Source organism: Gordonia malaquae NBRC 108250, from assembly GCF_000344135.1.
Taxonomy (GTDB): Bacteria; Actinomycetota; Actinomycetes; order Mycobacteriales; family Mycobacteriaceae; genus Gordonia; species Gordonia malaquae.
Genome location: NZ_BAOP01000001.1, coordinates 43,333 through 67,433 on the forward strand (window position 1 = coordinate 43,333; position 24,101 = coordinate 67,433).

Genomic DNA, 24,101 nt, shown 5'->3' on the forward strand with positions numbered 1-24,101 from the left:
CGATCCTATCGACGCCGCGGCGCGGACCATCGAGTGATCGGTGCGCCGCCGACGAGGTGCTCGTCGACGAGTTCATCCACTCGATCGGACGTGAGCCCGGCGTACCACGTGTCGTCGGGGTACACGACCGCGACAGGGGCCTGGTTGCACGGGAACATGCACCCGGTCAGCGTCACGAGGACGTCGTCGTCACCGAGCCCCCTCGCGTCGAGCGCCTCGGCGATCGCGTGCTGGGTCTCTCCGCTTCCCTGCGCCGAACACCTCGGACCTCGACAGAGCAGCACGTGCCGGTTGAACGCCGGAACCTCCTGCCACGCCGGTGAGGTCAAGGGCGCCGTGGTGGCACGAGCGGGCGTCCCGCCGTGATCGATCGCCTCGACTAGAAGCTCTGCGTAGCCGGAGCCCTCCGACAGCGGTCGACCGATGCGCACGTCCGGTGGGTCGGTTCTCGTCCGAAGCCAATGCCCGATCACCCGCCGGAACCACGCGTCGGTCTTGCGGTCGATCACGGTCTGTCCGCTGACGACGAGCACTGTGGCCGCACCCGCGGCGGCCGCGTCGTCGAGAGCGTCGACGACAGTGGACTGCCCTCCGAGGACCGCGGTGCGAACAGTGATTCCGGGGAATCGGCGTCGGGCGTGCACCAGCGCGGCGGCCACCTCGTCGGCCGGATCGCCGCCCCGGTCGGTGGGTGCAGTGACGACGACCCAGTCCGCCGTCACCGTTTCGGCCCGTCGACGGTGCCGCAGGTGACGATGAGCGGTCTCCCGCTGCGCGGGTGTGCGACGACCTCGGCGTCGAGGCCGTACACGTCGGCGAGGAGTTCACTCGTCAGGACCTCGTGCGGCGGGCCCTCGGCGACCAGCGCACCATGGTCGAGGATCACGAGTCGGTCGCAGAACTCCGCCGCGAGCGACAGATCATGAAGGGCGACGAGCGCGGTGCGCCCACTCTGTCGGACTCGGGCGAGCAGGTCGTACGCGGCCGCCGGGTCGAGGTGGTTGGTCGGTTCGTCGAGTACAATCACCTCGGGACGTTGAGCGAGCGCCCGCGCGACCTGAGTCCGTTGCCGTTCTCCTCCGGAGAGCGTCTGCCAGGTGCGAGAACGCAGGTGGCCGATGCGCATCGCGGCGAGGTGATCGTCGACGTCGGCGACGCTCGAGGGCACCGCCCAGCCTGTCCGGTGCGGGATGGCGCCCAGCCCGACGACCTGTTCCACGGTGAGGTCGAGTTCGGTCGCCACATGCTGCTCGACCACGGCGACTCGTCGTGCGTACTCCCGGCGACCGAACTCCTCCACCGGCTGCCCGTCGATGCAGACCGTCCCCGACGACGGCCTGCGCCATCGGGCGACCAGCGAGAGCAGTGTGGTCTTGCCCGACCCGTTCGGCCCGATCAGACCGGTCACCGCCCCGGAGGGTGCAGTGCACGAGACCCCGTCGAGGAGAACCTTCGACTTCACATGGACACTCGCATCGATCACGCGGATCACCGGAGGCTGCTCGTTCACGCGGCACCTCCTCTGCGCCGGAGCAGCCACACGAATGCAGGCACGCCGATCACGGCGGTGACCAGACCCACCGGGATCTCCTGGTGCGCTACGACGGTTCTGGCCAGTACGTCCGCCCAGACGAGCAGGAGCGCCCCGACCAGCAGCACCACGGGCAGCAACCGCACGTGCAGAGGCCCGACGATCATCCGCGCCGCGTGCGGCACCACCAAACCGACGAATCCGATGATCCCGCTGTGCGCCACCATCACCGCGGTGCAGACCGACACGATCGAGTACAGCAGCCACCTGGTGGCGGTGACGTTGACACCGAGCGACGTGGCACTGCGCTCACCGAATGCGAACGCGTCGAGGGTTCTCGACACCAGCACGATCACCGCGGCGGCGACCAGGACCACGATCAGGAGCAGCGGCATCGTCGACCAGCGTGCACCGGCCAGCGATCCGAGTGTCCAGCGCATGACCCGATCCGCGGCTCCAGTGTCGGCCCGCAGAATCATGATCGCGCTGAGGGCCGCGCCGGCTTGGGCGACGGCGACACCCGCCAGGATCAACCGGCCCGGCAGCAACGCGCCGGTCCGAGTGGTCGCGATCGCGAACACGGTGAGCAACGCCAGCATCGCTCCGGCGAATGCCGCGACCGACACCGCCGGACCGCCTGCCAGCCCGGCGACAGTGGTTCCGAGCGTGAGGACGGCCGTGGCGCCCACAGACGCCCCAGACGCGAGTCCGAGAATGTACGGATCGGCGAGGACGTTGCCCGTCAACGACTGCAGGACGGCCCCGCACAATGCCAGCCCGGCCCCCACCACCGCGCCCTCGACCACGCGGGGCAGACGCAGGTCCACCACGATGTAGGCGGTGTTCGCATCAACACCCGACCCGATCCCGAACTGGCCCGCGACGGCGCGGTACACCTCGCCGAGTCCGATGTCGGCCGAACCCGCGAACACCCCGACGCCCATGCTCACCACGAGCAGAACTGTCAGACCGACCATCCAGCCTGCGTAGGCCGAAGCCGATCTCGTGACGGTCAGCGCTTCGCCAACTGTTCGGACACGGTCACCGCCCCGTCGATGAGGCGGGGTCCCGGTGTGCTCGTCGAGAACGGCAGCACGACGAACGACCCGGCCTTGACCGCCTTCAGATTCTTCAACACCGGATCGTTCTCCAGGTAGGTCCGCTTCGCCTGTGCCGTGTCCCACGAGGCGTCGGCCAGCACGATCACGTCCGGATCCGCCCGAACGACGCTCTCCCAATCCCCGTCGGCCCAGTTGCCGTCGATGCCAGCGAACACGTTTCGGGCGCCGACCGCGTCGATGATCAACTGCGGGCCGCCCTTCCCACCGCCGACGTAGGGCGTGGTGGTTCCACTGTCGTACCAGAAGATCGACTTGCCACGCCCGGCCGCTGACGCCTCGACGGCCGCGAGTTCGTCACGCATCCGCTCGTTGACCGCGTCTGCCTCATCCGTGCGGCCGAACAGCACACCGTTGTCGGAGGTCTCGCCGGCGATCGCATCCCACGACGACTCGGCACGCTTGGTCTTGTCGTTGCACGCGAACGGCGACACGTAGGTGGCGATGCCCAGAGCGTCCAGCTCGTCCTGGCTGCCGAGAGCCTTCTCGTCGAACGCCGTGCCGTACGACGCGAGGAGCAGATCGGGCTTGCGCGTGATCACGGTCTCGCGGTCCGGGAACTCCTTCGCGAGCACTGGAATCTTGTTGTAGGCCTGCTCCCACTGCGGCGCGATCGTGTCGTCGAGATATGCGGTGCCTATCAGCTGTTCACCTGCACCGATCGACAGGGCGGTCTCGGTCGCTCCTTGGTTCAACGTGATCGCGGCCTTCGCCGGGGCGCTCAACGACACTGTCCGGCCGCAGTTCTGCACGGTGATCGCGCCCGACGTCGTCTCGTCACCGCCGTTCGTGCTTGTGCAGCCGGCCAACAACAACGACATCGCGGCGATCGAGGCGCCGACTGTGAAACGGGTACGCAAAGTACGCCCGCCTTCCATTACTCGTGGAAAACCTATTCGGGGGGTCGGTCACGGCCGGTCTCCTGGCTCAACAGGGTCTACCGGCGGAACGACCTTCCCGGGCGCTGCCCAGTGGCTGAAGACGTTGACTTCTCGGTCCCGCCGGACCTGCTCACAGTGGCGAGTACCGCGCCGGTTTCTCACCGGACTTCCCGAACACCGTGACGTCGGAGTGATCGTACCCGAGTTACACCGTTCGACGGCTTGCAGCGGTCTGCGCAACCGGGTTGGATGTTCGGGTGCGATCGGGACGAATCGGCTTCTGTGCCGTGATGATGACGGCCGTCTTGGCCGTCGGCGGAAGCGCCGCTCCGCTGATGTTGGAGTCGGTCGACAGCGCGGCGTTCGCAGCCGAGACATCCCCGGTCCCGACCGAGCACAACGTTCCGAGCACCAGGACCATCACGATCAGCTGGGTCGGTGACAACATCCTCGGCACCGACAAAGACTTCGGCGGCGGCACGCTTCCGGAACTGTGGGCCCGCGCAGGCAAGTCCCCGGATTACTTCTTCCAGAACGTGAAACGGTACTTCACCGCAGACGATCTGACCGTGGCGAACTTCGAGGTGGCCCTCACCGGCGAGCGTCGCGAGCGGTACAAGGGCGACGGTGAGACCTACCACTTCTACGGCGACCCCGCGGTCGCCGAATCGCTGCCCGCCGCCGGGATCGACGTCGTCACATTGGCCAACAATCACACCTTCGACTACGGCCAGGCGGGCTTCGACGACACCACTCGCGCGTTGGACGCCGTCGGCGTCGATTACATCGGAACCGGCCACGAGTCGGAGGGCTCGACGTACGACTTCCGCGTGATCCGCGATGTGAAGGGTGTCCGGGTCGGACTCGTCGGCTATCAAGCCTGGGCCGACACCGTGCCATTCCGTGCCAAAGTCCGCACCGACTTCTCAACCCTCCGGGCGGAGGGTGCACAGGTGGTGATCCCGTTCTTTCATTGGGGAATCGAGGCGGAGAATCGGCCGTACGAAGTGCAGACCTCACTCGCAGAGTTCGCGATCGATCAGGGCGCCGACGCCGTCATCGGCACACATCCGCACGTGCTCCAGTCGATGTCGACGTACAAGGGCAAGTTGATCGCCTACTCGCTCGGCAACTTCTCATTCGGCGGCAACACCAACCCGTCCGACAAGCGCACCATGATCCTGCAGACTCGCCTCACCGTCACCGGCGAGCGAGTTTCGGGATCGGAGTACCGGGTGATCCCGACCCGCCTGTCGCGCGACGCCGGATTCAACGACTACGTGCCGACGCCGTACCGCGGCGCCGAGAAGGCCGAGACGCTGGAGTTCATCAACGAGATCTCGCCCGACCTGCGCGGTCGGATCGGCACCAGATTCCGCCCCGTGAGCTGAACCGTCCAGTGCGCGGGGCTCGCCATCAGGCGATGTCGGCACACACCCCGGTGGTCTGTCCGGCGATCGCATTGCCGCCGCCGGTGGCCCGATCGACGGCATCGCAGTCCAATGTCCCACGCACGGTGGCACGGGTGAGCGTCGCGGTCCGCGCCGACGAGATCTCCAGCGAGCCGCGAACCGTCGTCGCCCGCACGGTCACCGTGTTCTCAGACCGGATGGAGAGGGTGCCGCCGACCGTTGACCCGACAACCGTCACCGGGCCCGACGCGATGATCTTCGCCGAACCCGTCACCGTGACGTTGACGAGCTTGACGACCCGTTGTCCGTCGAAGGCGACGTCGTGGTCGATGGTTCCACCGGTGAGCACACACGCCTGGTCGCCTTCGGTCCGACCACGGGCTTTGCACAGCTCATCCGCGCGTGTGTTCGGGGTCTCCTGACGAGCCGTCGGCGCGGCCGTCTCGGTGACGGTCACGGTGTCCGTCTCCTTCACTTGACCTGCGATGTCGTCCCGTCCGCACGCGGCGGTCCCCAGAATCATCGTCATCAGGGCCACTGCACCGACCAGGCGTCGCATCTCATTCCTCCCGAACGGTCCCCGCGCCGCCCGTCGGCGCGGTCTCGGTCCAGACGTTACCTGTGACCGTTCGTGTCGGCGTACCCCTACAGGGCCGGACCGGCGACGAACGTCGTCCGCTGCTCGACAGTCGCTCTCAATACGCTCCCTCTCGAGGGTGATGGCATTCCCACCGAATCAGTCCGACAGGCAGGAAGAACCCACCATGCGGAACTCGCGCATAGTCGTCGTCATCATGGCCATCGCCGCCCTTCTGGCAACGATGGTGGGATGTGCCGCGTCGAACGACGACACGGCGGGCGGTACTCACGTCTTCGCCGAACCGGAAGCCGGCGCGTACCCGGTCACGTTGCAGCACGCATACGGATCGACGACGATCGACGCTCAGCCGAAACGAGTTGTTGTCATCGGGTGGTCGGGAGCGGACATCGCCGTCGACCTCGGGACTGTCCCCGTTGCGCAAGGCACCGCCGCCAGCAGCGCGGGTGGCTCCTATTATCCGTGGTTCAAGGAGGCTGTTGAGAAGCTCGGCGCACCCCTGCCCGCGGTCGACGAATCACTGGAACGTGGCGAGGTAGACCTCGAGTACGTGCTGTCTCAGCAACCCGATCTGATCCTGGCGGTCAACTCGGGAATCACTGAGAAGGAGTACAACCGACTGAGCGAGATCGCACCCACCGTCGCCTTCCCCGGCGAAGCATGGTCGGCATCGGCGGAGGAGCACGTTGAGATCATCGGCAAGGCCCTCGGTCGTCCCACCAAAGCCGCAGAGATCCGACGGGACTTGACCGCGACCCTGGCACGAACAGGCGCCGACCATCCCGAACTCGCCGGAAAGACATTCATCAGCGGCTTCGCCCCCGGCGACGACGGGCAGTCGATCGTCTTCTCCACCACCGACGCACGCGTGCAGACGCTCGTTGAACTCGGCATGCGCCCGCTTCCGGCGGCCGTCGACCTGCAGCATGCGGCAGGCGACCCGAGCAGCTTCAATGTGAGCCTCGAGCAGTTGCTCCCGCTTGCACCAGATCTGTTCCTCACTGTGTCGACCCGCGCGGAGCTCGACGAGGTGGGGCGGACCCACACCGCGTTCGCGCGATGGGCGCCGATCGCCGACAACCGCGTCGCCCTCCTCGAGGACAAGAACGTGGGCCTCGCGTTCTCCACCGCGACACCGCTGGGCCTCCGATGGGGGCTCCCTCAGATCGTGTCCGCACTCTCGGCTGCAGTGAAAAGCCCGGCACGCCCCTGATCTGCGGTTTCTCGTGCGAGCAAAAAGCTCAAAACGAGACTTACGAGCACAAGAGTGACTGTGATCGGCATTACTCTCAGACTCGTTCTCGAGCCCGCGTCACTCCCGATGCGGAATGGACGAATCGAGACGACGATGCTGGTAGCCCTCGGCCTGGGGATGGTGGCCGTGTTCATGTTCCTCATCATGACCAAACGTGCGACGCCGGTCGTCGCGCTGATTCTGGTTCCGACCGCATTCGGCCTGTTCGCCGGCGCAGGGCTGGGCATCAGCGACATGATCTTGGACGGGATCAAGGACCTCGCTCCCACAGCCGCGATGCTCTTCTTCGCGATCATCTTCTTCGGCATCATGATCGACGTCGGCCTGTTCGACCCGATCGTGCGGGCGGTCGTTCGGCTCGTGCGAAACGACCCTGCTCGGTTGGTCGTCGGAACCGCAGTCCTCGCGGCCGTCGTATCCCTCGACGGCGACGGATCGACGACGTTCATCATCGTCACGTCGGCATTGCTGCCGTTGTACATGAAACTCGGGGTGAGCCCCGTGGTCCTCACCGTCGTGGCGGGACTGGCGAACGGGACGATGAACATCCTCCCCTGGGGCGGCCCGACAGCTCGCGCGGCGTCGGCGTTGAAGATCGACGCCGCGGACGTGTTCGTGCCGATGATCCCGGCGTTGGTCGCGGGCATGCTTGTTGTGCTCGCGTTCTCGTACCATCTCGGTGTGATGGAGCGACGCCGCGTCGGCCGCCTCGAAATCCGCGAATCGGTGCTCGTCGGCCACGCGGTCAGCGGTTCGTCGACACCTCCGACGGGAGGCTCCGCAGCGGTCGAGGCCGGTGGACCGTCCGACGGCGGCAGTGCGTTCTCCGGCGTCCTCGACCCGAATCGTCCGACCCTGCGGCCACGCCTGCTCTGGGTCAACGCCGGCCTCACGGTCGCGCTGCTCGCGGTGCTCGGCGCCGATATCGTCTCGATTCCCGTACTCTTCATGGTCGCGTCCGGCCTGGCTCTGGTGATCAACTTCCCGCACGTCAAAGATCAGCAGGAAGCCATCACGCGCCATTCCTCGTCGATCGTGTCGGTCGTCGCCATGGTGCTCGCCGCCGCCGTCCTGACAGGCGTCTTCACCGGCACCGGCATGGTCGACGCCCTCGCACACTGGCTGACCGGAGCCATCCCCGACTGGATGGGCCCACACCTGGCGATCGTCACCGGCCTGTTGTCGATCCCCATGACTTTCTTGATGAGCAATGACGCGTTCTACTTCGGCGTGCTCCCAGTGCTCTCGGAGACTGCGTCGAAGTACGGCATCGACCCGGCAGAGATGGCGCGTGCGTCGATCACCGGCCAGCCTGTTCACATGCAGAGCCCCTTGGTCCCCGCGATTCTGCTGCTGGTCGCTCTCGCCGCTGTCCCCCTCGCCGATCATCACAAGAAGGTGCTCTGGCGTGCCGTGGTGGTGTCGGTGACCATGCTCGTCGTCGGCGTTGTGGTCGGCGTGATTCCCTTCTGACGCCCACGCACACCGCATACCCTGACACTCATGGCTGACGACTCGCGCCCGGTCCGCAGGATCGGGCGCCTGTCGTTGGTCGCGCAGATCCTGCTGCTGCAGATCGCGGTGCTCGCCGTCAGCCTGACTGTCGGATTCGGCTGGCACATCAGCACCGTCGACGACGATCTCCGCGAGGAGTACGCCGAGAGAGCACTGGCTGTGTCACACACCGTGGCAGGCGATCCCGACGTTCAACGCATCCTGTCCGGTCTGCAGGGCTCCGATCTCGACGCGCCTGCACTGCGACGCGGCGTGCTTGCGAAGGAGGCAAACGACGTCGCATCCCGGACCGGCGTGCTGTTCGTCGTCATCGCCAACCGCGACGGTTACCGCGTCGCCCACCCTGATCCCGCCGAGATCGGCAGGCATGTGTCGACCGATCCGACATCGGTACTCGACGGCCGCGACGTCCTCGACACCGACCGTGGCACCCTCGGCGAATCGGTGCGAGGAAAGACAGCGGTGTACGACGAGCACGGCCAGGTGATCGGCTTCGTGTCGACCGGCATCTCCACCCAGCGCGTCGCCGACGCCACTCGCCGCGACATCCGGATCGTCGTCGGTCTTGCGGGCACGGCACTCGCCGTCGGAATCGTGGGATCGGCGCTGCTCGCCCGCCGATGGCGGCGGCTGACTCTCGGACTGCAGCCCGACGAACTCGTCGATTTGGTTCGCGATCAACGTGCCGTCCTCCACGCGCTCGCGGACGGCGTGGTCGCCGTCGACTCCGTCGGGCGACTACGGATGATCAACCCGCAGGCCAGGGAACTTCTCGGCATCGTCGCGCCTCTCGGCACCGACCGCGACGCTCTCGGATTGTCCGCTCGTGTCCGTGAACTGCTCGACCACGAGCAACCGGCGCCGCTGCCGGCCACGGTCGGTGACCGCATCGTTCTCGTCACTTCGCACCGTGTGGAGGCCGACGGTCGTGACCTCGGCATGGTGCTGTCGGCGGTCGACCGGACCGATGTCGAGAACCTGACGCGAGAACTCGACGCGATCCGGTCGATGAGCGACGCATTGCGCGCGCAACGTCACGAGACCGCCAACCGGTTCCACGTCCTCGCCGGACTCCTCCGTCAAGGCGACATCGATGAGGCCGCCGACTACCTCGCAGAGGTCTCCGGCAGCCGCGGTCGGGCAGGGCTCGACGGGCTCGCGAACGTCGAAGAACCGCACCTGCACGCGTTCATCGACGCCAAGGCTTCGACCGCCCGCGAACGAGGGATCGAGATGACACTCGGCCCTCAGACCTGGGTACATGGCGTCCTGTCCGATCCGGCTGCCGTCGTCACGGTCGTCGGCAACCTCGTCGACAATGCGATTGATGCGTCGACGCCGGGTGGCAGAGTCGATGTCGAACTCCTCACCTCGGCGGACACCCTGTGGGTGACCGTCGCCGACAGTGGAGCCGGCATCGTCTTCGATCCGCCCGAGAGCGTGTTCACCGAGGGCGTGTCGTCGAAGGACGGCGAGTCGGTCCCCGGCGGCCGCGGAATGGGCCTGGCCCTGGCTCGACAGTTGTGTCGACGAGACGGAGGCGACCTCCGACTCGTCGATGCAGGTGGTGCAGGATCGGAACAGGGTGGTGCGGTGTTCGTGGCGGAGATGAAGAAGGCGATGATCGACGATGACTGACGGGCTTGGCGTGCTTATCGTCGACGACGACTTCCGCGTGGCACGACTGCACGCGTCCATCGTCGAGGCGTTGCGCGGTTTCCACGTGGTCGCGCAGGCGGGGACTCTCGCCGCGGCTCGAGAGGCCGTCGCCGACAACGAGGTGGACCTAGCTCTGCTCGACGTCCATCTCCCCGACGGATCCGGTATCGACCTGGCTTCCGAGTTGGTGTGCGACTCTTTCATCGTCGGCGCCGAGTCGGACAGTGCGGCGGTTCGGCGCGCGACGCGTTCAGGCGCACTGACGTATCTGATCAAGCCGTTCGACGACACTGAACTGGCTCGCCGACTCGCCGGTTACGCGCAGTACCGCCGACTGCTCTCCGACGGACTGGTCGACCAGCGCCGCGTGGACGAAGCCCTGGCCGCCGTGCGGTTCGGGACAGTGGGGCGGGATCGGGACGGACACGCGTCGCCGACAGAGAGCACCGTGCTCGCGCTGTTCACCGACCGTGACACCGTCCTGTTCGCCGACGATGTGGCCGACAGAGTCGGCATAGCGCCGCCGACTGCCCGACGGCACCTCGCCCACCTCGTCGCAGCGGGGCGACTGCGCATGACACTGCAGTACGGCGGCGCCGGCAGACCCAGACAGGAGTATCGACTGCCCTGACTCGGGGCGCCGACGGTGTCAGACGGCGAGCGCTCGTCGTACCAACTCCTCGACGACTGCATCGACCTCTGACGTGCTGAGCAGGTCTGGCAGCGTGAGCCGCTCCAGAATCAGCCAGTTGAGCGCGAGATACAGGATCAGGACCGACTGCTCGTCCCCCGGCAAGCCCGACGCGGCGTGATTGGCCTGATTCTCGTTGAGGTCACGACGGATTCGCGCCGTGAGCACCCGTTGCAGTTCGGGTCGGCGAGCCGACTCCAGGCGCAGTTCGAGCAACGCCAGTTGACCCGAACCGAACGCGGTCACCCGGTCCACCAGTTCGCGCATGATCTCGGTGTAGCGCTCAGTGGTGCGCGGTCCTTCCAGGGTGCCCGCGACGGTCGCCTCGTCGGGCAGCAGCCTGTCGTAGACGCGGCCTCCGATCTGCGTGAAGAGGTCGTCGCGGCTGGCGAAGTAGTTGGACGCGGTGCCGTTCGGCACCCCCGCCTCGGAGTCGACCGCACGGAAAGTGAGCCCTCGGGCGCCCGCGGCGGCGAGCACCTCGATCGCGGCGTCCACCAACGCCGTTCGGCGTGCATCGTTCTTCCTCATTGACACCACTCCAGATGTAGTACTACGTTCAAACCACTTCATTCATAGTAGTTCTGGGAGGTTCCATGCGAAAGCTCATCTACTACGTCGGCGCATCTCTCGACGGATTCATCGCCGGCCCCGGGGGAGAGATCGACTTCCTGCCCGTCAGCGAGGAGTTCCTCGGATGGATCGGAGACCGATACCCGGAGACTCTCCCAACCCACGTCCGACGAGCGATCGGCATCGACGATCGGCCGAACGCCGCGTTCGACACGGTGGTGATGGGTCGAGCGACATTCGAGCCGGCTCTGACGATCCCGACCACCCACCCGTACGGGCATCTCCGCGAGTACGTCGTCTCGACCACGATCACCGTCGACGATCCCGAGGTCGAGGTGGTGCGCGACGACCCGACCGCCCTGATCCGGTCCTTGAAGGCCGAACCCTCCGATTCGCACATCTGGCTCGCGGGCGGCGGCAGGCTCGCTGCGTCGCTCCTGCCGGAGATCGACGCCTTGGTGATCAAGTCGTACCCGGTGATCGCCGGCGGCGGCACTCCGATGTTCGCAGGCGGATTCGATCCGACGGCCTTCACCGTGACCGATCGTGAGCACTTCGAGAACGGCACGACAGTTTCGTGGTTCGATCGTCGGTGAACACCGACGAGAGGAACACATTGACGCGCGAACTGGTCTACACGGGATTCATGTCGATCGACGGGATCGTCGATTCCCCCGGCGGTGTGGCGGAGGGCCACAGCGCAGGCGGTTGGGTGCCGCGCACACCGTTCGTCCCCGAGGCTTTTGCGCTCAAGGGGGCCGAGCTCGCCGAGACGCCGGCGCTGATGTTCGGCCGGCGCAGCTACGAGGCGTTCGCGCCGATCTGGTCGACCTCCGAGGACCACGCCGCCTACCGAGACCTGTCCAAGTTCGTGGTGTCGTCCACCCTCGACCGCGGTTCGCTGATCGACGGGTGGGGTGACATCACCGTGCTGCGCACCGTAGACGACGTCGCCGCTGTGAAGGCGGGCGACGGCGGCGCGATCTTCATCCACGGCAGTGCAGAACTCGCTCGCGGCTTGTCGGAGGCCGGCCTGATCGACCGGTACAACCTGCTGGTCTTCCCGGTCCTGCTCGGCGAGGGCAAGAGCATCTTCAGCCGTGCCGCCCAGACCGGTCAGACCCTTCGGCTCCGAGAGTCGGAGGCCTACTCGAACGGAGTCCTCAAAGTGGTCTACGACGTAGAACGCTGACCGGAGAGTTCCGCCTCCACCCGATCGATCTTGCCGTCGATCTCACCGGTGTGGCCGGGCCGGACGTCTGCCTTGAGGACCAGCGACACCCTCGAGCCGTAGCGTCCGGCCTCCTCGGTGGCCCGCTTGACGACGTCCATCACCTCGTCCCAGTCCCCCTCGATCTCGGTGAACATGCTCGAGGTCCGGTTGGGCAGACCGGAGTCGCGAACCACCCGGACCGCCGCGGCGACGGCGTCGTGCACGCCGCCGGAGTCGGTGTCGGCGGATCGGGAGACTGTCGGGTCGGAGGGCTCACCGGACGGTGCTACGGAGAAGGCGACGATCATGGTCTCAAGCGTGGGACACGGACCGCCGACGACGCAAGCGCGGCAGCGGGATCCGGTCACGGGCGACGACCCACTTGCTCACCGGCGTCCGGAGCAGGAGATCAACGAGCACCAGAGACAGCGCGAGGGTCGCGACGATCAACAGCACCGAGCGGATCGTCGCCGAGTTCGGGAACCAGGTGAACAGCGCGTCGAAGTACCCCGCGCGGGCGAGGACATCGAGGATCAACGGGTGGACGGCGAACACACCGAACGCGCGCAATGTCGCCGCCGACACGGCACGGGCCCCGACTCTGCGCCCGGACTGTCTCATGCCGTCCCACCACATCGCGCCCATCCACAGCAGGACCAGACCGCTGACCAGCCACGGGAGGAACACCGGGTTCCAGGGTGTGGTGGCGCCGTCGGGGAGACGGCCGGGTCCCGAGGTCGCCAGAAACCACCCGATGCTGAACGATGCACCGACCACCGCGGCCAGGACGACGCCGACGGCGTGCTCGCGGAGCCACGCTTCGAGAGGGGCGCGGTGATAGGCCGCGACGGCGCCGATCGCGATGAACAGCGCGTACATCGGAAGCGTCTTCCACAGGTGCTGGTAGACGACGTCCCACACCGGACCGGACGGCCGCGGCAGGTACTGATAGATCACGAACATCGTCCCCTGGATCACGGCTCCGACACCGAGGACCAGCCAGGGCCGGTGTGCCGTGCGGTCCATGACTGCCGCGATGAGCGGGAAGAACAGGTAGATCTGCATCGAGATCAGCAGAAAGTACAGCTGGTATTTGGCTTCACCGGTGATCACCGACCGACCGACGTCGTGCGCGAACTGTCCGACGCCGGGGAACGGGTTGTCGGTGCCGAGGAGATGATCGGTGACCGTGTAGATGAGCGTCCACGCGAGGTACGGCCAGACCACCAGCCCGAATCGACGACGCCAGAACTGGATGGGCGTCATCGTCTTGCCCTGCATCGACAGGACCAGTACGAACAGTGTCACGGCAACGAACCCGTATCGGGTCAGATGCAGGAGGACTCCGACGAGACCTGCGGCCCGGAGGGTGTCGGGACCGTTGTTGATGCCGTTCACACTGTGCGCCACCACCACGCCGGAGAACAGGAGCACCCGCACGAAGTCGGCGGTCAGGGCGCGGGACGGGCGTCCCGCGCGTGATCCGACGGGCTGCCGGTCGATTACTGCCTGCTCCACAGCCGGCACCTCCGGAAATCGTCTTGCTCGCCCCCGCGTTCAGCAACCCCCGTCGCCGGGAGTCTACAAACCGTTCCTGGCAATCATTCACAGGAATCGCGGGCGGACGCGCTCAGCGAGGTGCGCGGGCGCCGACTCCGATCGCCGCGTAGCGGTCGACGACCCAGGCGGCGACGACGATCGCGCCGAGATGACCGAAGACGTCGAGCATCCGGTCGGAGTCGGCTGCGGCGTCGAGGACCCGGCCCGCTCCGGCCCCGACGAGGTACCCGACCCAGGCTCCGACGACACCCAGCAGCACCACCCACGCCGCGGCACGACGATGGACAGCGGCTGCGATCGCCGCGAAGAGCAGACCGATGACGGTGACGGTGATCGTGGGAAGGAGCATGCCTTTCATGCTCGTCCGGGCAGCCGCCCGTGACATCGGGGCGATCCCCGAGGGATCCCCTGATTTGTGCTATCCGGCGACGTGGCTCGGGAGCACGCACACCTCATCGAGTCCGAGAACACGATTGAGGCGACCGAACGACAGCCACGAGCCGAGGCAGATGGACAGTTCGACGATCTCGGCGTCGGTGTACTGCGCTCGCATCCGATCCCAGAACTCGGCGTCGAGGCCGTGGTGGTCGGTGGCGAACCGTTCGGCGTACTCGGCGGCCAGTCGCGCGCGGTCGTCGAACGCGTCGGTCGTGCGCCAGTTCTCCACGGCGGTGTCGAAATCCGCCTCGACTTTCACACCGTCGCGGTCGGTGCGGAAGTCTTGGCAGAACAGGCAGCCGTTGATCTGTGCGATCCGCAGCCTGGCGGCCTCGAACTCGCGCAGTCCGAGCGTCGTGTGTTCGTAGACGCTGGTTGCGAGTCGGGCCGCAGCCGGCCCGATGCCGGGGACCATCTCGCCCCACACGTAGCCGATCGGGTCTTTGCCTTGAGGGATGTCGATGAACATGGTCACTTCTTTCGTCGGTGGAGGTAAGTGCTGGGCGCCAGGGGGACGTCGAGTCCGTCGTAGAGATCGGGGTCGGCGTCGCGGAGCCACGGGATCGCGTTGACAAGACGGTTCGCGGCGGTCGCGTTTCCACCGGCCGACCGATTGCCGCCTTCGTCGGTGGCCTCGACGTTGATCTCGATCCTCGGTCGACCTTCGACGATCACCCGATGGGCGCCGTCGCCGCCGTCGACCGGCATCGGCCAGTCGTGCGCCACATCAGCGGTGATGCGTGTGACGTGCTCGACGACGATCAGCGGTTCGCCGTCGACGATGCCCTGGACCTCGAATCGCAATGCGCCCTGTGTACCGTCGACGAACTCTCCGAGCGCTGTCGTGACGGTCGCGGTGAGCGGCTGGCGGTCGACGACTTCGCGGAGTTCGTCGATCTCGACGCCGAGCGCTCGCGCGATGAGGCGGATCTGGCCGCCCCACACCATCGACGGGACGCCCGGCATGACCATCGGCGGGTCGTAGTCCATCGGCTGGCCCATGCCGACGATGTACCGGACGGAGTCCTCGGCGTCGTACGTCGAATAGTCGAAGATCTCCTGGCACCGGATCTGATCGATCTCCGATCCGAGTCCGCTGACGAGGGCGGGCAGCAAATCGTTGCCCCACCCGGGGTCGATGCCGCTGACGAACAACGACGCCCGGCCGTCTCGGCATGCCTTCGCCACCGGGTCACGCACTTCCGGCGGCGCGTTGCGGTGGTCGTACAGCGCGTACACGGACGAGCTCACGACAACGGCTCCCGCTGTGAGCGCGCGGATGATGTCGGCGACGGCGTCATCGGGTCGAAGCTCACCGTTCGCGGCGTACACCACGGCACCCGCGCCGTCGAGTGTTGCGAGGGCGGCGTCGACGTCACGAGTGGCAGTTACGGCGAGGTCCCGTCCGGCGCCCGCGAGCTCACCCGCGTCGCGGCCGTCCTTCGCTTCCGAGGACACGATCACCGCGGTCAGTTCGAGTCCGGGGTGAGCGGCGACGGCCCGAATCGCGGCCCGCCCAACGTTGCCCGTCCCCCACACGACAACCGGGATCGGAGAATAGAACACGTTACTGTTCGCCATGTGTATGGAGCATAGGATCTCACCTGCGTCGCCGTCGCCCGTTTGGTCGGCCTGGCGCACGATCACGCTAGGGTGAGGCTCATGGGCAGCGAAGACGACGACGTCCGCGTCGGAAACCCCGAACGAGAGCGAGTGATCAGCCTCCTCAACGACGCGTTCTCAACCGGATACCTCGACATCACAGAGTTCGAGGAACGCACCGGCGTCGTCTATTCGGCACGGACGCGTGGAGAGCTCAAACCACTCGTCGCCGACCTGCCGAACGGGTCCGCACTGTTCCACGGTTCAGCGATCGCCGGATCCGCGATCAGCGCCTCTGGTCCGCTTGTCGGCGGTGGGCAACCGCTCGAGCTGAACATCGACTGGGACACGGTCCGAAAGAAGGGGTCGTGGCAGGTACCGCCGCGACTGTCGGCGAGGGGTTCGATGGGCAACCTGCACATGGACGTCCGCAGTGCGGCGTTCACAACGGCGGTCGTCGAACTCGAACTCCAGGTCTCGGCGAGCACAGTCAAGCTGCGCCTCGGCCCCGACCACGAGGTCCGCTATGACGAACTGTCCACATCGGGATGGTCGGACGTCAAAGACAAGGCGGGACCTCCAGCTCGGCCGGGTGGGCCGGTGATCATCGTCCGCGGTTCCCTGTCTGCGGCGTCGTCGCTGTCGATCCGCCGCTGAAGTTGACGACCAGCCGTCAGAGTTCGGCGACGCGTCCCTTCTCGACGTGCCAGCGCCGGTCGACGTTGACGTTCGCCAGCATCCGGCGGTCGTGTGTCACGAGCAGGAGCGCACCGTCGTAGGACGCGAGGGCCGATTCGAGTTGTTCGATGGCGGCGAGGTCGAGGTGGTTGGTCGGCTCGTCGAGGACGAGCACATTCGTTCCCCGTGCCTGCAGCAGCGCAAGGGCCGCTCGCGTCCGTTCGCCAGGTGACAGATCGTCCACCGCGCGGTCGACGTGATCGGCTTTGAGACCGAACTTGGCGAGCAGAGTCCGCACATCGGCAGTCGTGTAGTCGGGCACGAAGCCCTCGAACCGCGCGGCCAGCGGTTCGTCGCCGGTGAAGAGCCCACGAGCCTGATCGATCTCGCCGATCGAGACGTTGGCGCCGAGCGCCGCCGAGCCCTCGTCCGGTTCTGAGCGTCCGAGAATCAGGCGCAACAGCGTCGACTTACCGGCTCCGTTCGGCCCGGTGATGCCGATGCGCTCACCGGCGTTGACCTGTACCGACACCGGGCCCAGAGTGAAGTCGCCCTGCCGGATCACGGCCTCGTTGAGGGTGGACACCACCGAACTCGAACGCGGCGCCGCGCCGATACTGAACTCCAGGACCCATTCCTTACGCGGTTCGACGACCTCTTCGAGCCGCGCGATCCGGCTCTCCATCTGCCGGACCTTCTGCGCCTGCTTCTCACTCGACTCGGTCGCCGCCTTGCGCCGGTTCTTGTCGTTGTCCGGCGCCTTCTTCATCGCGTTCCGGACCCCTTGGCTCGACCACTCACGCTGTGTTCGTGCACGTGCGACGAGGTCTGCCTTCTTGTCTGCGTACTCCTCGTACTCCTCGCGCCGGTGCCTGCGGGCGACTTCGCGCTCTTCGAGATAACTCTCGTACCCGCCGCCGTACACGGTGTTAGTGTGCTGCGCGAGATCGATTTCGAGCACCCGGGTGACGCTGCGCGCCAGGAACTCGCGATCGTGGCTCACCAGGACCACGCCGCCCCGCATTCCGCGCACCACGTCTTCGAGGCGTTCGAGGCCCTCGAGGTCGAGGTCGTTGGTCGGCTCATCGAGCAGGACTGTGTCGAACCGGGAGCACAACAGAGCGGCGAGTCCGACACGTGCGGCCTGCCCGCCCGACAGGCCCGTCATCAGCGCCGACTCCGGGGCCACGTCGCCGGTGTCGAGACCGAGGTCGGCCAGCACGGCGGGCAGCCGTTCGTCCAGATCGGCGGCACCGGTCGCGAGCCAGTGATCGAGCGCGGCCGCGTACACGTCCGCTGCATCGGCGGGAGCGTTCTCGTCGCCGAGAACGGCGGCTGCGGCATCCATTGCACGAGCCGCGGCGGCGCACCCCGTACGACGGGCCACATACTGGCCGACGGTCTCGTCGACCACCCGGTCGTGTTCCTGTGGAAGCCAACCGATGAACGCATCGCTCGGTGCACGCGACACCGTTCCGGACAGCGGCGCCAGCTCCCCCGCGAGAATCCGCAGCAGCGTCGACTTGCCCGCACCGTTGCTCCCGACGACGCCGACCACGTCGCCCGGCGCGACAGTGAGATCAAGCCCCTCGAACAAGATCCGGTGCGCGTAGCCTCCGGCGAGATCCTTGGCGACGAGGGTTGCAGTCATGGCGTTCATCGTCCCACCTCGACTTCCGGGATGTGGCACCACACCGTCGGACGGCTGCGACCACGAACAGACCCGCGCCCCCGCCGATCGACATCAACAGCACGCCGTCGGCATTCGAGGCGCCGCCCCACCCGAACCCGGCGGCGATGACCGCGCCCACCACGACCACTCCGGCACTCGCCAGCCAGGCAGCGTTCCGTCGCACGGATTCCGATGGGACAGAAGCGCCTGGTCCGATCCCGAGCACCGCCGAGTAGAAGGCTCCACCGCACACCGCCATGTACAGCGCCATGGCGACGTGAGCGGCGACCGATCCGCCGAGCATCGCCATGAGCGGCGTGAGAAGCATCAGTGCCATCGACAGGACGTACTCTGCGACGGTCCACCCGACGGACCGGTGACCGTGAAGTCGGCGAAGCATGAGCACCACTTGGCGGGCTCGACGACGATCGTCAGGTGAGCATGAACGCAGGACCAGCCGGACAGGGCGGGCCAGCACGATGAGCGCCGGGGCCACCATCATCCCGACGACGTGGCCGACCATCACCGCGGGACCGTAGGCTACGGCGAGGGTCGACCATGCGACACCCGCCGTGCCGATGACGAAGAACCAGAATCTGTGCACCGGCCACCGGACTCCGCCGGCCTGCGACGCGACGACGCCGTACGCCAAGATCGCTGCGAGGCTCACGGCGACGGCCAACATAGTCATGTGCGACGCCCCGTCTGAGACTCCACTGAACGGGTCGGTTCCCCCATGATGGCCGTGGGCGTTCACACAATCAGCAGATCACCTCGGCAGGGCATGCCGCAGCGGTATCGACGATCGCCCATCAGTGCTCGTCGACTGTCGTGGCATCGGTGAGTGTCAGGGCGCCCCAGGTGGCGATCACTCCGACCACGACCGCGAGGACCGCATAGGTGACTCGTTCGCCGTCGAAGAACGACTGGACGAGTTCAGTGCTCCACTCGCCGACAGGCAGGTTGGCGGTGACAAGTGCAGCGATCATGGTGCCGATGAGCGCGGTTCCGACACTCGTGCCGACTTCCTGCGCGGTGTCGTTCAGCGCGGCGCCGATCGAGGTGCGGTTCTCCGGCATGGCGTCGACGAGCGCGACCGCGCAGATCGTCATCACGGTGCGGAGTCCGATGGTCATCAGGACCATGCTGATCGCGATCACGAGGTAGCCGTGATGCACGCCCCACGCCATCGCGGCGAGCGCAGTCGTGAGGAAGCCCGCACCGACCAGGCATGCGATCCGATGCCCGAACCGCTTGGCGAGATACTCCGAGAACGGGGTGGCGACGATCATCGTGACGATCATCGGCAGATTCGCCAGGCCCGCGCGCACGGGGCTCCAGCCGAAGGCGTACTGGAAGTGCAGGATGAGGCCGAACATGACACCCGCCATCGCGATCGAGGTGCCGACCTGGGCGATCGCTGCACCTCGCACCGTTCCGGTGGCGAAGAGGCTCAGGTCGAGCATCGGCTCAGCAGTGCGCCGTTCGTGCCGCACGAATCCGACGCCCGCCGCGATCGCGGCGACTGCGCAGCCCCACGCCCACGGCGAGGTCCATCCGTGTTCGACGCCCGCGGTGAGCGTGTAGCAGCCGAGACCGATGGCCAGGATGCTCAAGGCGGCGCCCGGCAGATCCAAGCGATCGGATGTGAGGTCTTCGCGTCGGTCGGCGGGCACACCGAGTCGGACGCCGATCCAGGCGACCAGCGCGATCGGTGCGTTGACCAGGAGCAACCACTCCCAGCCGACATGCGCGAGGGCGGTGCCACCGAGCAACGGTCCGAGAATGAAGCCACTCATGCCGACGATGATCATCAATGTCATGGCTCGCATGCGGAGGGCCTGGTCGTCGAACAGACGAAAGACGAGCGAGTTGGTGATGGGCGCCATCGCCGCAGCCGCCAACCCGAGCAGCGCTCGCAGAGCGATCAGTTCGCCGGTCGAGGTCACAGCGACCACACCGATGCTGATGACGCCGAAGGCCGACAGCCCGACGAGCAGGACTCTGCGTCGGCCGAGACGGTCGGCCATCGCCCCGGCGGTCAGCAGAAGCCCGCCGAACGTCAACGAGTAGGCGCCGGACACCCACTGCAGCGCAGTGGTGCCGCCTCCGAGGTCACGACCGATGGTCGGCAGGGCGATCGTGAGGAGCGTGTTGTCGACCATCTCTACAAAGAACGCGAGACAGAGGGCGAACAACGGAATCCATGCCGCGCGAAGCGACGTGTAGGTGCGTGGGGAGTCGGTGGTGATGGGCATCGTCGATCCCTCCTTTCGTATCGAACATCGTTCGGTTATCGAACGATGTTCCATACGATAGAACAGCGTTCGATAGGATGCAATGCAGGAGGATCAATGACTGCCGCACACAGCACACCCGCGACGAAGGCGACCGGACGACGACGCGCGTCCCACTCGATGGAGACCGTGATCGGCGAGGCCGTGGCCATCTTGGACGAGGCGGGCGAACCGGCGTTGACGTTCCGCGCGCTTGCCGCACGCCTCGGCGGAGGCGTGGCCAGCATCTACTGGTACGTCCAGAACAAGGACGAACTGCTCGACCGCGCCACCGACCACGTGCTCGGCGACGTGCTCGCGGTGACCGAGGAGTTCGTCGACACCGACGACCCGATCGCCGACGTCCGGCGTGTGGGCGTCGCACTGTTCGACACCGTCGCCGATCGCCCATGGCTGGGCGGCTATCTGATGCGCGACACCGGAGTGCAGCCGAACGGGCTCGCGCTCTACGAGACGATCGGGCGTCACGTGATGCGCCTGGAATTGAATCCGCGCGACACCTTCCACGCCGTGTCGGCGATCCTCGGTTTTGTCATCGGCACCGCGACCGACCTCGGGCAGCAGATCCCGAAGGAGGTTCTCGACGGCACCGTGACCGGCGAGGAGTACATCAGACGGTTCGCAGACCAATGGCGAGCACTCGATCCGCAGGAGCACCCGTACATCCACTACATCGTGGACGAGTTCGACGGCCACGACGACCGCGACCAGTTCACCGCGGGTCTCGACCTTCTTCTCGACGGCCTACGACTCAAATCACAGCGCTGAGACGACGCACCCCTTCATCGATTTGTGCCGGCGTGGCAGCTCCGAAGGAGAATCGAAGAAACGATGCGGGCGGCTCGTCGACGAAGAAGTGCCGGCCGTCGCCGACGAGCACCCCCGCGGTGTCCGCCGCGGCGCACACAGCAGTCGAATCAACCCCGTCGGGCAACCGCGCCCAGAGGTGAAGACCACCCCTGGGAACGATCGGAATCCTCAGCTCAGGCATTGCCGCGCGAAGGGACGACACGAGGGCGTCACGCCGAGCGATCAGCTCAGGCCGTATGCGTTTGAGGTGCCTCGGCCACGCATTCGACGTCAGCAGACTCACCGCCGCCTCCTGCATGAGAGGCGCGACGCAGAGGTCGTCAGCGGTCCTCGAGGCACGGAGTCTACGACCGGCAGGCCCCCTGGCGATCACCGCACCGACCCGCATGCCGGGCGACACGGGCTTCGACAATGTCACAATCGTCACGATGTGGCCGTCAGGGTCGAGCGCAGACAGTGGAGCCGGCGTCACCCCCTCAAGGCACAGGTGCCGTGACCAGTCGTCCTCGACGAGGAACGCGCCGTGTCGACGGGCGAGTTCGACGACTTCCAACCTGCGCTCGGCCGTCAAGACCGCACCTGACGGATTCGCGAAGTTCGGCTGCAGGTAGACAACCCGCGCCCGTGTCCGCTCCAACGCGTCGGCGAGAGCATCAACCCGAACTCCGCCGCCGTCCGAGGGCACGGACGCCAGTCGCAGACCAGCACTCTGCGCCGCGATGATCGCCCCGGGATAGGTTGGGCTCTCGGTCAACACCGTGGCCCCAGGTTCCGCCAGAGTCCGCAGCACAGAGACGAGCGCCTGCTGACCACCGGACACCACAAGAACATCGTCGGGATCGGCGCGGAAGTCTGCGGCGATCACGCGCCGGAGCTCTGGCAGGCCGGTGGGGTCCGTCATCGTCCATGCATGCGGAGACTTCGCGGCACGCGCAGTGATCCGGCGAATGTCGTCATTGGGTTGCAACTCAGAAGCGAGATAGCCCCACGAGAGCGGGATCTTCCCGCCACCTCCATAGCCGCCGAGTCTCGACGCGCGTCCTTCGTCGACGCGCTTCGACCCCAGCGCTTGAGACTGCCAGGCGAAATCTGGATCAACGTTCGGTCCGACTTCGGCGACGAACGTACCCCTCCCCGGCTCTGAGCGCACCAGCCCGTGCGCGGCGAGCTCAGCTAAAGCAGCAGAAACGGTACCCGCACTGGCGTGAAGCGTCGCCGACAGCGTCCGCACTCCCGGAAGCTTGTCGCCAGCGTTCATCGTCTTGATCCGCCCCCTGAGCAGATCGGCAATCTCTGACGATCTGTTACTCTCAATCATGAGACTACTAGATAACGTTACTGCCAATTTCGCAAGTCCGTTACCTCGCCTTCGCGGCCCGCCGATTCTCGTTCGTCCAGTCCATTCACCTGACGCGCGATTCCGCGCTGAATCTCCACAAGGAACCCTCATGGCGAACACTTCAACAATCACCATTCGACCCTTGCTCGTCTCGGACGAGTCCCGTTGGCGCGATCTGTTTCGCGCATACCGCGAGTTCTACCTACTACCCGAGCCGGAGGCCGTCGTGTCGACGGCATGGGGCTGGATGATGGACCCTCGGCACGAGTGCAACGGACTGGTCGCGGAGTCCAACGAGGCAGTCGTCGGTTTTGCACATCACCGGCGATATTCGTCGCCGTACACCGCGACCACCGGGATCTTCCTCGACGATCTGTTCACTGTCCCGGCGGCACGAGGACAGGGCGTCGGGCGCGCGCTGATCAACCGGCTCACGGACATGGCAGCTTCCGAGGGGCGAGCCGCGGTCCAGTGGGTGACGGCTGAGGACAACCTCCAGGCCCAGGCGCTCTACGGCACCTTGGCAAGCCGCACGAAGTGGGTGACGTACGAGGTCCAACTCACGAGTCAGTGACGTGACTGTCGGTCGGCTGCGCACATCGGGTTTGCCGCAGCCGACCGCAGATCGCTGCCGGGGAGGCTTCTCGGAGGAACCTAGAGCGCGTCGAGACGATTCCCGAGTTCGGTGTATTCGGGAAGCCACCCGCTGCTCGCCGCGATCTCGCACAACGGCCCGGTCGGGAGAAACCAGAACCTCACGTCGGCCAAGGACGCGACGTCGCCCGACCGCAGCGCTGCGGCCCGCTGGTCGAGGATTCCGACGAGCTCGTCGCTGGTGTCGAAAGTCGACTGCCACGACAGGTCGTGCGACCGACTTCGAACGATGTCGGCGGTCTCCTCGACGACGTCCGCGACGGCCCTCAGATCGGTCACGCTACGAGCCACCTGCCAAGCCGATCAACCCGAGCGCCGCGAGACCGACCGCGACGGTCGAGACAACGACTCGGGTTCGACGCCGACGCGCACGGACGAACGTCACTCCCCAAATCGCGGCGAGAATCAGCAGAGCCACGGTCCACATCAACCATTCAACCGTCAGAGCGAACGAATTGCTGGCATCAAGCGATCCGCCCGGCGTTCGCTTCGCGCTCCACCTCATCAAGACGACGCCTCCGGTCGACGCGCCGATCACTGTGGATCCACCGACCGCCACCGCAGTCGAGACTCTGCCTGCGAGGTCGCGTGCGGGTTCCATGGCG

The 24,101-nt window shown here is 66.5% G+C and carries 27 protein-coding genes and 1 riboswitch; of the genes, 10 read left to right on the plus strand and 17 right to left on the minus strand.

Annotated features, from left to right (window positions below):
• Nucleotides 1-5: 5 nt before the first annotated feature.
• Genes GM1_RS00255 through GM1_RS00270 form a run of 4 tightly spaced genes read right to left on the minus strand, consistent with a single transcriptional unit; the run spans nucleotide 6 to nucleotide 3,509 of the window.
• Entirely contained in the window at nucleotides 6-722 is a 717-nt protein-coding gene (locus GM1_RS00255; RefSeq protein WP_008375706.1) for a (2Fe-2S) ferredoxin domain-containing protein, read from the minus strand.
• The gene (locus GM1_RS00260) at nucleotides 719-1,510 is read right to left on the minus strand and encodes an ABC transporter ATP-binding protein (protein ID WP_008375707.1); all 792 of its coding nucleotides are present in this window, start codon (nucleotides 1,508-1,510) and stop codon (nucleotides 719-721) included. The genes GM1_RS00255 and GM1_RS00260 overlap by 4 nt, the downstream gene beginning before the upstream one ends.
• Nucleotides 1,507-2,508 carry a FecCD family ABC transporter permease gene (locus GM1_RS00265; protein WP_008375708.1) on the minus strand — a complete coding sequence of 334 codons (1,002 nt, stop codon included), beginning with the start codon at nucleotides 2,506-2,508 and terminating at the stop codon, nucleotides 1,507-1,509. The genes GM1_RS00260 and GM1_RS00265 overlap by 4 nt, the downstream gene beginning before the upstream one ends.
• A 35-nt stretch (nucleotides 2,509-2,543) precedes the next feature.
• A complete protein-coding gene (locus GM1_RS00270; RefSeq protein WP_223291401.1) occupies nucleotides 2,544-3,509 on the minus strand; it encodes an ABC transporter substrate-binding protein in 966 nt (321 codons plus the stop codon).
• Nucleotides 3,510-3,544: 35 nt separating this feature from the next.
• Nucleotides 3,545-3,744, minus strand: a riboswitch (cobalamin riboswitch).
• 31 nt (nucleotides 3,745-3,775) lie between these two features.
• Here GM1_RS00270 and GM1_RS00275 point away from each other — a divergent pair.
• Nucleotides 3,776-4,921: a CapA family protein gene (locus GM1_RS00275; protein WP_008375712.1), complete on the plus strand. Its 1,146-nt coding sequence runs from the start codon at nucleotides 3,776-3,778 to the stop codon at nucleotides 4,919-4,921.
• 25 nt (nucleotides 4,922-4,946) lie between these two features.
• Here GM1_RS00275 and GM1_RS00280 read toward each other — a convergent pair whose 3' ends face one another.
• Entirely contained in the window at nucleotides 4,947-5,501 is a 555-nt protein-coding gene (locus GM1_RS00280) for a hypothetical protein (protein ID WP_008375713.1), read from the minus strand.
• A gap of 205 nt (nucleotides 5,502-5,706) precedes the next feature.
• Between GM1_RS00280 and GM1_RS00285 the strand changes: the two genes are divergently transcribed.
• From GM1_RS00285 to GM1_RS00300, 4 genes are all read left to right on the plus strand, one after another.
• Nucleotides 5,707-6,753, plus strand: coding sequence for an ABC transporter substrate-binding protein (locus GM1_RS00285; protein WP_008375715.1), 1,047 nt, complete (start codon nucleotides 5,707-5,709; stop codon nucleotides 6,751-6,753).
• A 135-nt stretch (nucleotides 6,754-6,888) separates the two neighbouring features.
• Entirely contained in the window at nucleotides 6,889-8,268 is a 1,380-nt protein-coding gene (locus GM1_RS00290) for a CitMHS family transporter (RefSeq protein WP_008375717.1), read from the plus strand.
• A 30-nt stretch (nucleotides 8,269-8,298) separates the two neighbouring features.
• Entirely contained in the window at nucleotides 8,299-9,948 is a 1,650-nt protein-coding gene (locus GM1_RS00295; RefSeq protein ID WP_008375718.1) for an ATP-binding protein, read from the plus strand.
• Nucleotides 9,941-10,600, plus strand: a complete 660-nt coding sequence (locus GM1_RS00300) for a response regulator (RefSeq protein ID WP_008375720.1) — start codon at nucleotides 9,941-9,943, stop codon at nucleotides 10,598-10,600. Before GM1_RS00295 ends, GM1_RS00300 begins: the two co-directional genes overlap by 8 nt.
• 18 nt (nucleotides 10,601-10,618) lie before the next feature.
• On the opposite strand, the gene GM1_RS00305 is transcribed toward GM1_RS00300, so the two are convergent.
• A complete protein-coding gene (locus GM1_RS00305) occupies nucleotides 10,619-11,191 on the minus strand; it encodes a TetR/AcrR family transcriptional regulator (protein ID WP_008375722.1) in 573 nt (190 codons plus the stop codon).
• 65 nt (nucleotides 11,192-11,256) lie between these two features.
• Between GM1_RS00305 and GM1_RS00310 the strand changes: the two genes are divergently transcribed.
• On the plus strand, nucleotides 11,257-11,829 hold the full coding sequence (locus GM1_RS00310; protein ID WP_008375724.1) for a dihydrofolate reductase family protein: 573 nt from the start codon (nucleotides 11,257-11,259) through the stop codon (nucleotides 11,827-11,829).
• Nucleotides 11,830-11,849: 20 nt separating this feature from the next.
• Nucleotides 11,850-12,425: a dihydrofolate reductase family protein gene (locus tag GM1_RS00315; protein WP_040519192.1), complete on the plus strand. Its 576-nt coding sequence runs from the start codon at nucleotides 11,850-11,852 to the stop codon at nucleotides 12,423-12,425.
• On the opposite strand, the gene GM1_RS00320 is transcribed toward GM1_RS00315, so the two are convergent.
• The 5 genes from GM1_RS00320 to GM1_RS00340 form a co-directional block, all read right to left on the minus strand.
• Nucleotides 12,407-12,754 (minus strand): thiamine-binding protein, encoded by a 348-nt coding sequence (locus GM1_RS00320; protein WP_008375727.1) that lies wholly within the window; start codon nucleotides 12,752-12,754, stop codon nucleotides 12,407-12,409. The two genes, GM1_RS00315 and GM1_RS00320, sit on opposite strands and share 19 nt — an antisense overlap.
• A gap of 4 nt (nucleotides 12,755-12,758) precedes the next feature.
• Nucleotides 12,759-13,964, minus strand: a complete 1,206-nt coding sequence (locus GM1_RS00325) for an acyltransferase family protein (RefSeq protein WP_008375728.1) — start codon at nucleotides 13,962-13,964, stop codon at nucleotides 12,759-12,761.
• Between the two features lie 112 nt (nucleotides 13,965-14,076).
• Nucleotides 14,077-14,355, minus strand: a complete 279-nt coding sequence (locus tag GM1_RS00330; RefSeq protein WP_008375729.1) for a hypothetical protein — start codon at nucleotides 14,353-14,355, stop codon at nucleotides 14,077-14,079.
• A gap of 69 nt (nucleotides 14,356-14,424) precedes the next feature.
• Entirely contained in the window at nucleotides 14,425-14,913 is a 489-nt protein-coding gene (locus tag GM1_RS00335) for a carboxymuconolactone decarboxylase family protein (protein WP_008375730.1), read from the minus strand.
• Nucleotides 14,914-14,915: 2 nt separating this feature from the next.
• Nucleotides 14,916-16,025: an NAD(P)H-dependent amine dehydrogenase family protein gene (locus GM1_RS00340; RefSeq protein ID WP_040519193.1), complete on the minus strand. Its 1,110-nt coding sequence runs from the start codon at nucleotides 16,023-16,025 to the stop codon at nucleotides 14,916-14,918.
• An 81-nt stretch (nucleotides 16,026-16,106) separates the two neighbouring features.
• Here GM1_RS00340 and GM1_RS00345 point away from each other — a divergent pair, with 81 nt between their 5' ends.
• Nucleotides 16,107-16,703 carry a DUF1707 SHOCT-like domain-containing protein gene (locus GM1_RS00345; RefSeq protein WP_008375732.1) on the plus strand — a complete coding sequence of 199 codons (597 nt, stop codon included), beginning with the start codon at nucleotides 16,107-16,109 and terminating at the stop codon, nucleotides 16,701-16,703.
• Between the two features lie 16 nt (nucleotides 16,704-16,719).
• On the opposite strand, the gene GM1_RS00350 is transcribed toward GM1_RS00345, so the two are convergent.
• The 3 genes from GM1_RS00350 to GM1_RS00360 form a co-directional block, all read right to left on the minus strand.
• Nucleotides 16,720-18,375, minus strand: a complete 1,656-nt coding sequence (locus GM1_RS00350; RefSeq protein ID WP_008375733.1) for an ABC-F family ATP-binding cassette domain-containing protein — start codon at nucleotides 18,373-18,375, stop codon at nucleotides 16,720-16,722.
• Nucleotides 18,305-19,087, minus strand: a complete 783-nt coding sequence (locus GM1_RS00355; protein ID WP_081604211.1) for a cytochrome c oxidase assembly protein — start codon at nucleotides 19,085-19,087, stop codon at nucleotides 18,305-18,307. The genes GM1_RS00350 and GM1_RS00355 overlap by 71 nt, the downstream gene beginning before the upstream one ends.
• Before the next feature lie 121 nt (nucleotides 19,088-19,208).
• Nucleotides 19,209-20,654, minus strand: coding sequence for an MFS transporter (locus GM1_RS00360; RefSeq protein WP_008375735.1), 1,446 nt, complete (start codon nucleotides 20,652-20,654; stop codon nucleotides 19,209-19,211).
• A gap of 96 nt (nucleotides 20,655-20,750) precedes the next feature.
• Between GM1_RS00360 and GM1_RS00365 the strand changes: the two genes are divergently transcribed.
• Complete coding sequence (locus tag GM1_RS00365; protein WP_008375737.1) at nucleotides 20,751-21,461, plus strand: TetR/AcrR family transcriptional regulator; 711 nt, start codon at nucleotides 20,751-20,753, stop codon at nucleotides 21,459-21,461.
• Here the strand turns inward: GM1_RS00365 and GM1_RS00370 are convergent.
• The gene (locus tag GM1_RS00370) at nucleotides 21,445-22,821 is read right to left on the minus strand and encodes an aminotransferase-like domain-containing protein (RefSeq protein ID WP_008375739.1); all 1,377 of its coding nucleotides are present in this window, start codon (nucleotides 22,819-22,821) and stop codon (nucleotides 21,445-21,447) included. The two genes, GM1_RS00365 and GM1_RS00370, sit on opposite strands and share 17 nt — an antisense overlap.
• Before the next feature lie 130 nt (nucleotides 22,822-22,951).
• Here GM1_RS00370 and GM1_RS00375 point away from each other — a divergent pair, with 130 nt between their 5' ends.
• A complete protein-coding gene (locus GM1_RS00375) occupies nucleotides 22,952-23,416 on the plus strand; it encodes a GNAT family N-acetyltransferase (protein WP_008375741.1) in 465 nt (154 codons plus the stop codon).
• Between the two features lie 80 nt (nucleotides 23,417-23,496).
• Here the strand turns inward: GM1_RS00375 and GM1_RS00380 are convergent, their stop codons facing one another.
• Together GM1_RS00380 and GM1_RS00385 are read right to left on the minus strand one after the other, a co-directional pair.
• On the minus strand, nucleotides 23,497-23,775 hold the full coding sequence (locus GM1_RS00380) for a hypothetical protein (protein ID WP_008375743.1): 279 nt from the start codon (nucleotides 23,773-23,775) through the stop codon (nucleotides 23,497-23,499).
• Between the two features lies 1 nt (nucleotide 23,776).
• The gene (locus GM1_RS00385; protein WP_008375745.1) at nucleotides 23,777-24,097 is read right to left on the minus strand and encodes a hypothetical protein; all 321 of its coding nucleotides are present in this window, start codon (nucleotides 24,095-24,097) and stop codon (nucleotides 23,777-23,779) included.
• Between the last annotated feature and the right edge of the window lie 4 nt (nucleotides 24,098-24,101).

Coding starts and splice junctions, on each gene's coding strand:
- GM1_RS00265 (WP_008375708.1), bottom strand. CDS start 2,508: ATGGTCGGTCTGACAGTTCTGCTCGTGGTGAGCATGGGCGTCGGGGTG.
- GM1_RS00280 (WP_008375713.1), bottom strand. CDS start 5,501: ATGCGACGCCTGGTCGGTGCAGTGGCCCTGATGACGATGATTCTGGGG.
- GM1_RS00285 (WP_008375715.1), top strand. CDS start 5,707: ATGCGGAACTCGCGCATAGTCGTCGTCATCATGGCCATCGCCGCCCTT.
- GM1_RS00290 (WP_008375717.1), top strand. CDS start 6,889: ATGCTGGTAGCCCTCGGCCTGGGGATGGTGGCCGTGTTCATGTTCCTC.
- GM1_RS00295 (WP_008375718.1), top strand. CDS start 8,299: ATGGCTGACGACTCGCGCCCGGTCCGCAGGATCGGGCGCCTGTCGTTG.
- GM1_RS00300 (WP_008375720.1), top strand. CDS start 9,941: ATGACTGACGGGCTTGGCGTGCTTATCGTCGACGACGACTTCCGCGTG.
- GM1_RS00305 (WP_008375722.1), bottom strand. CDS start 11,191: ATGAGGAAGAACGATGCACGCCGAACGGCGTTGGTGGACGCCGCGATC.
- GM1_RS00310 (WP_008375724.1), top strand. CDS start 11,257: ATGCGAAAGCTCATCTACTACGTCGGCGCATCTCTCGACGGATTCATC.
- GM1_RS00320 (WP_008375727.1), bottom strand. CDS start 12,754: ATGATCGTCGCCTTCTCCGTAGCACCGTCCGGTGAGCCCTCCGACCCG.
- GM1_RS00330 (WP_008375729.1), bottom strand. CDS start 14,355: ATGCTCCTTCCCACGATCACCGTCACCGTCATCGGTCTGCTCTTCGCG.
- GM1_RS00335 (WP_008375730.1), bottom strand. CDS start 14,913: ATGTTCATCGACATCCCTCAAGGCAAAGACCCGATCGGCTACGTGTGG.
- GM1_RS00340 (WP_040519193.1), bottom strand. CDS start 16,025: ATGGCGAACAGTAACGTGTTCTATTCTCCGATCCCGGTTGTCGTGTGG.
- GM1_RS00345 (WP_008375732.1), top strand. CDS start 16,107: ATGGGCAGCGAAGACGACGACGTCCGCGTCGGAAACCCCGAACGAGAG.
- GM1_RS00350 (WP_008375733.1), bottom strand. CDS start 18,375: ATGACTGCAACCCTCGTCGCCAAGGATCTCGCCGGAGGCTACGCGCAC.
- GM1_RS00355 (WP_081604211.1), bottom strand. CDS start 19,087: ATGACTATGTTGGCCGTCGCCGTGAGCCTCGCAGCGATCTTGGCGTAC.
- GM1_RS00360 (WP_008375735.1), bottom strand. CDS start 20,654: ATGCCCATCACCACCGACTCCCCACGCACCTACACGTCGCTTCGCGCG.
- GM1_RS00365 (WP_008375737.1), top strand. CDS start 20,751: ATGACTGCCGCACACAGCACACCCGCGACGAAGGCGACCGGACGACGA.
- GM1_RS00370 (WP_008375739.1), bottom strand. CDS start 22,821: ATGATTGAGAGTAACAGATCGTCAGAGATTGCCGATCTGCTCAGGGGG.
- GM1_RS00375 (WP_008375741.1), top strand. CDS start 22,952: ATGGCGAACACTTCAACAATCACCATTCGACCCTTGCTCGTCTCGGAC.
- GM1_RS00385 (WP_008375745.1), bottom strand. CDS start 24,097: ATGGAACCCGCACGCGACCTCGCAGGCAGAGTCTCGACTGCGGTGGCG.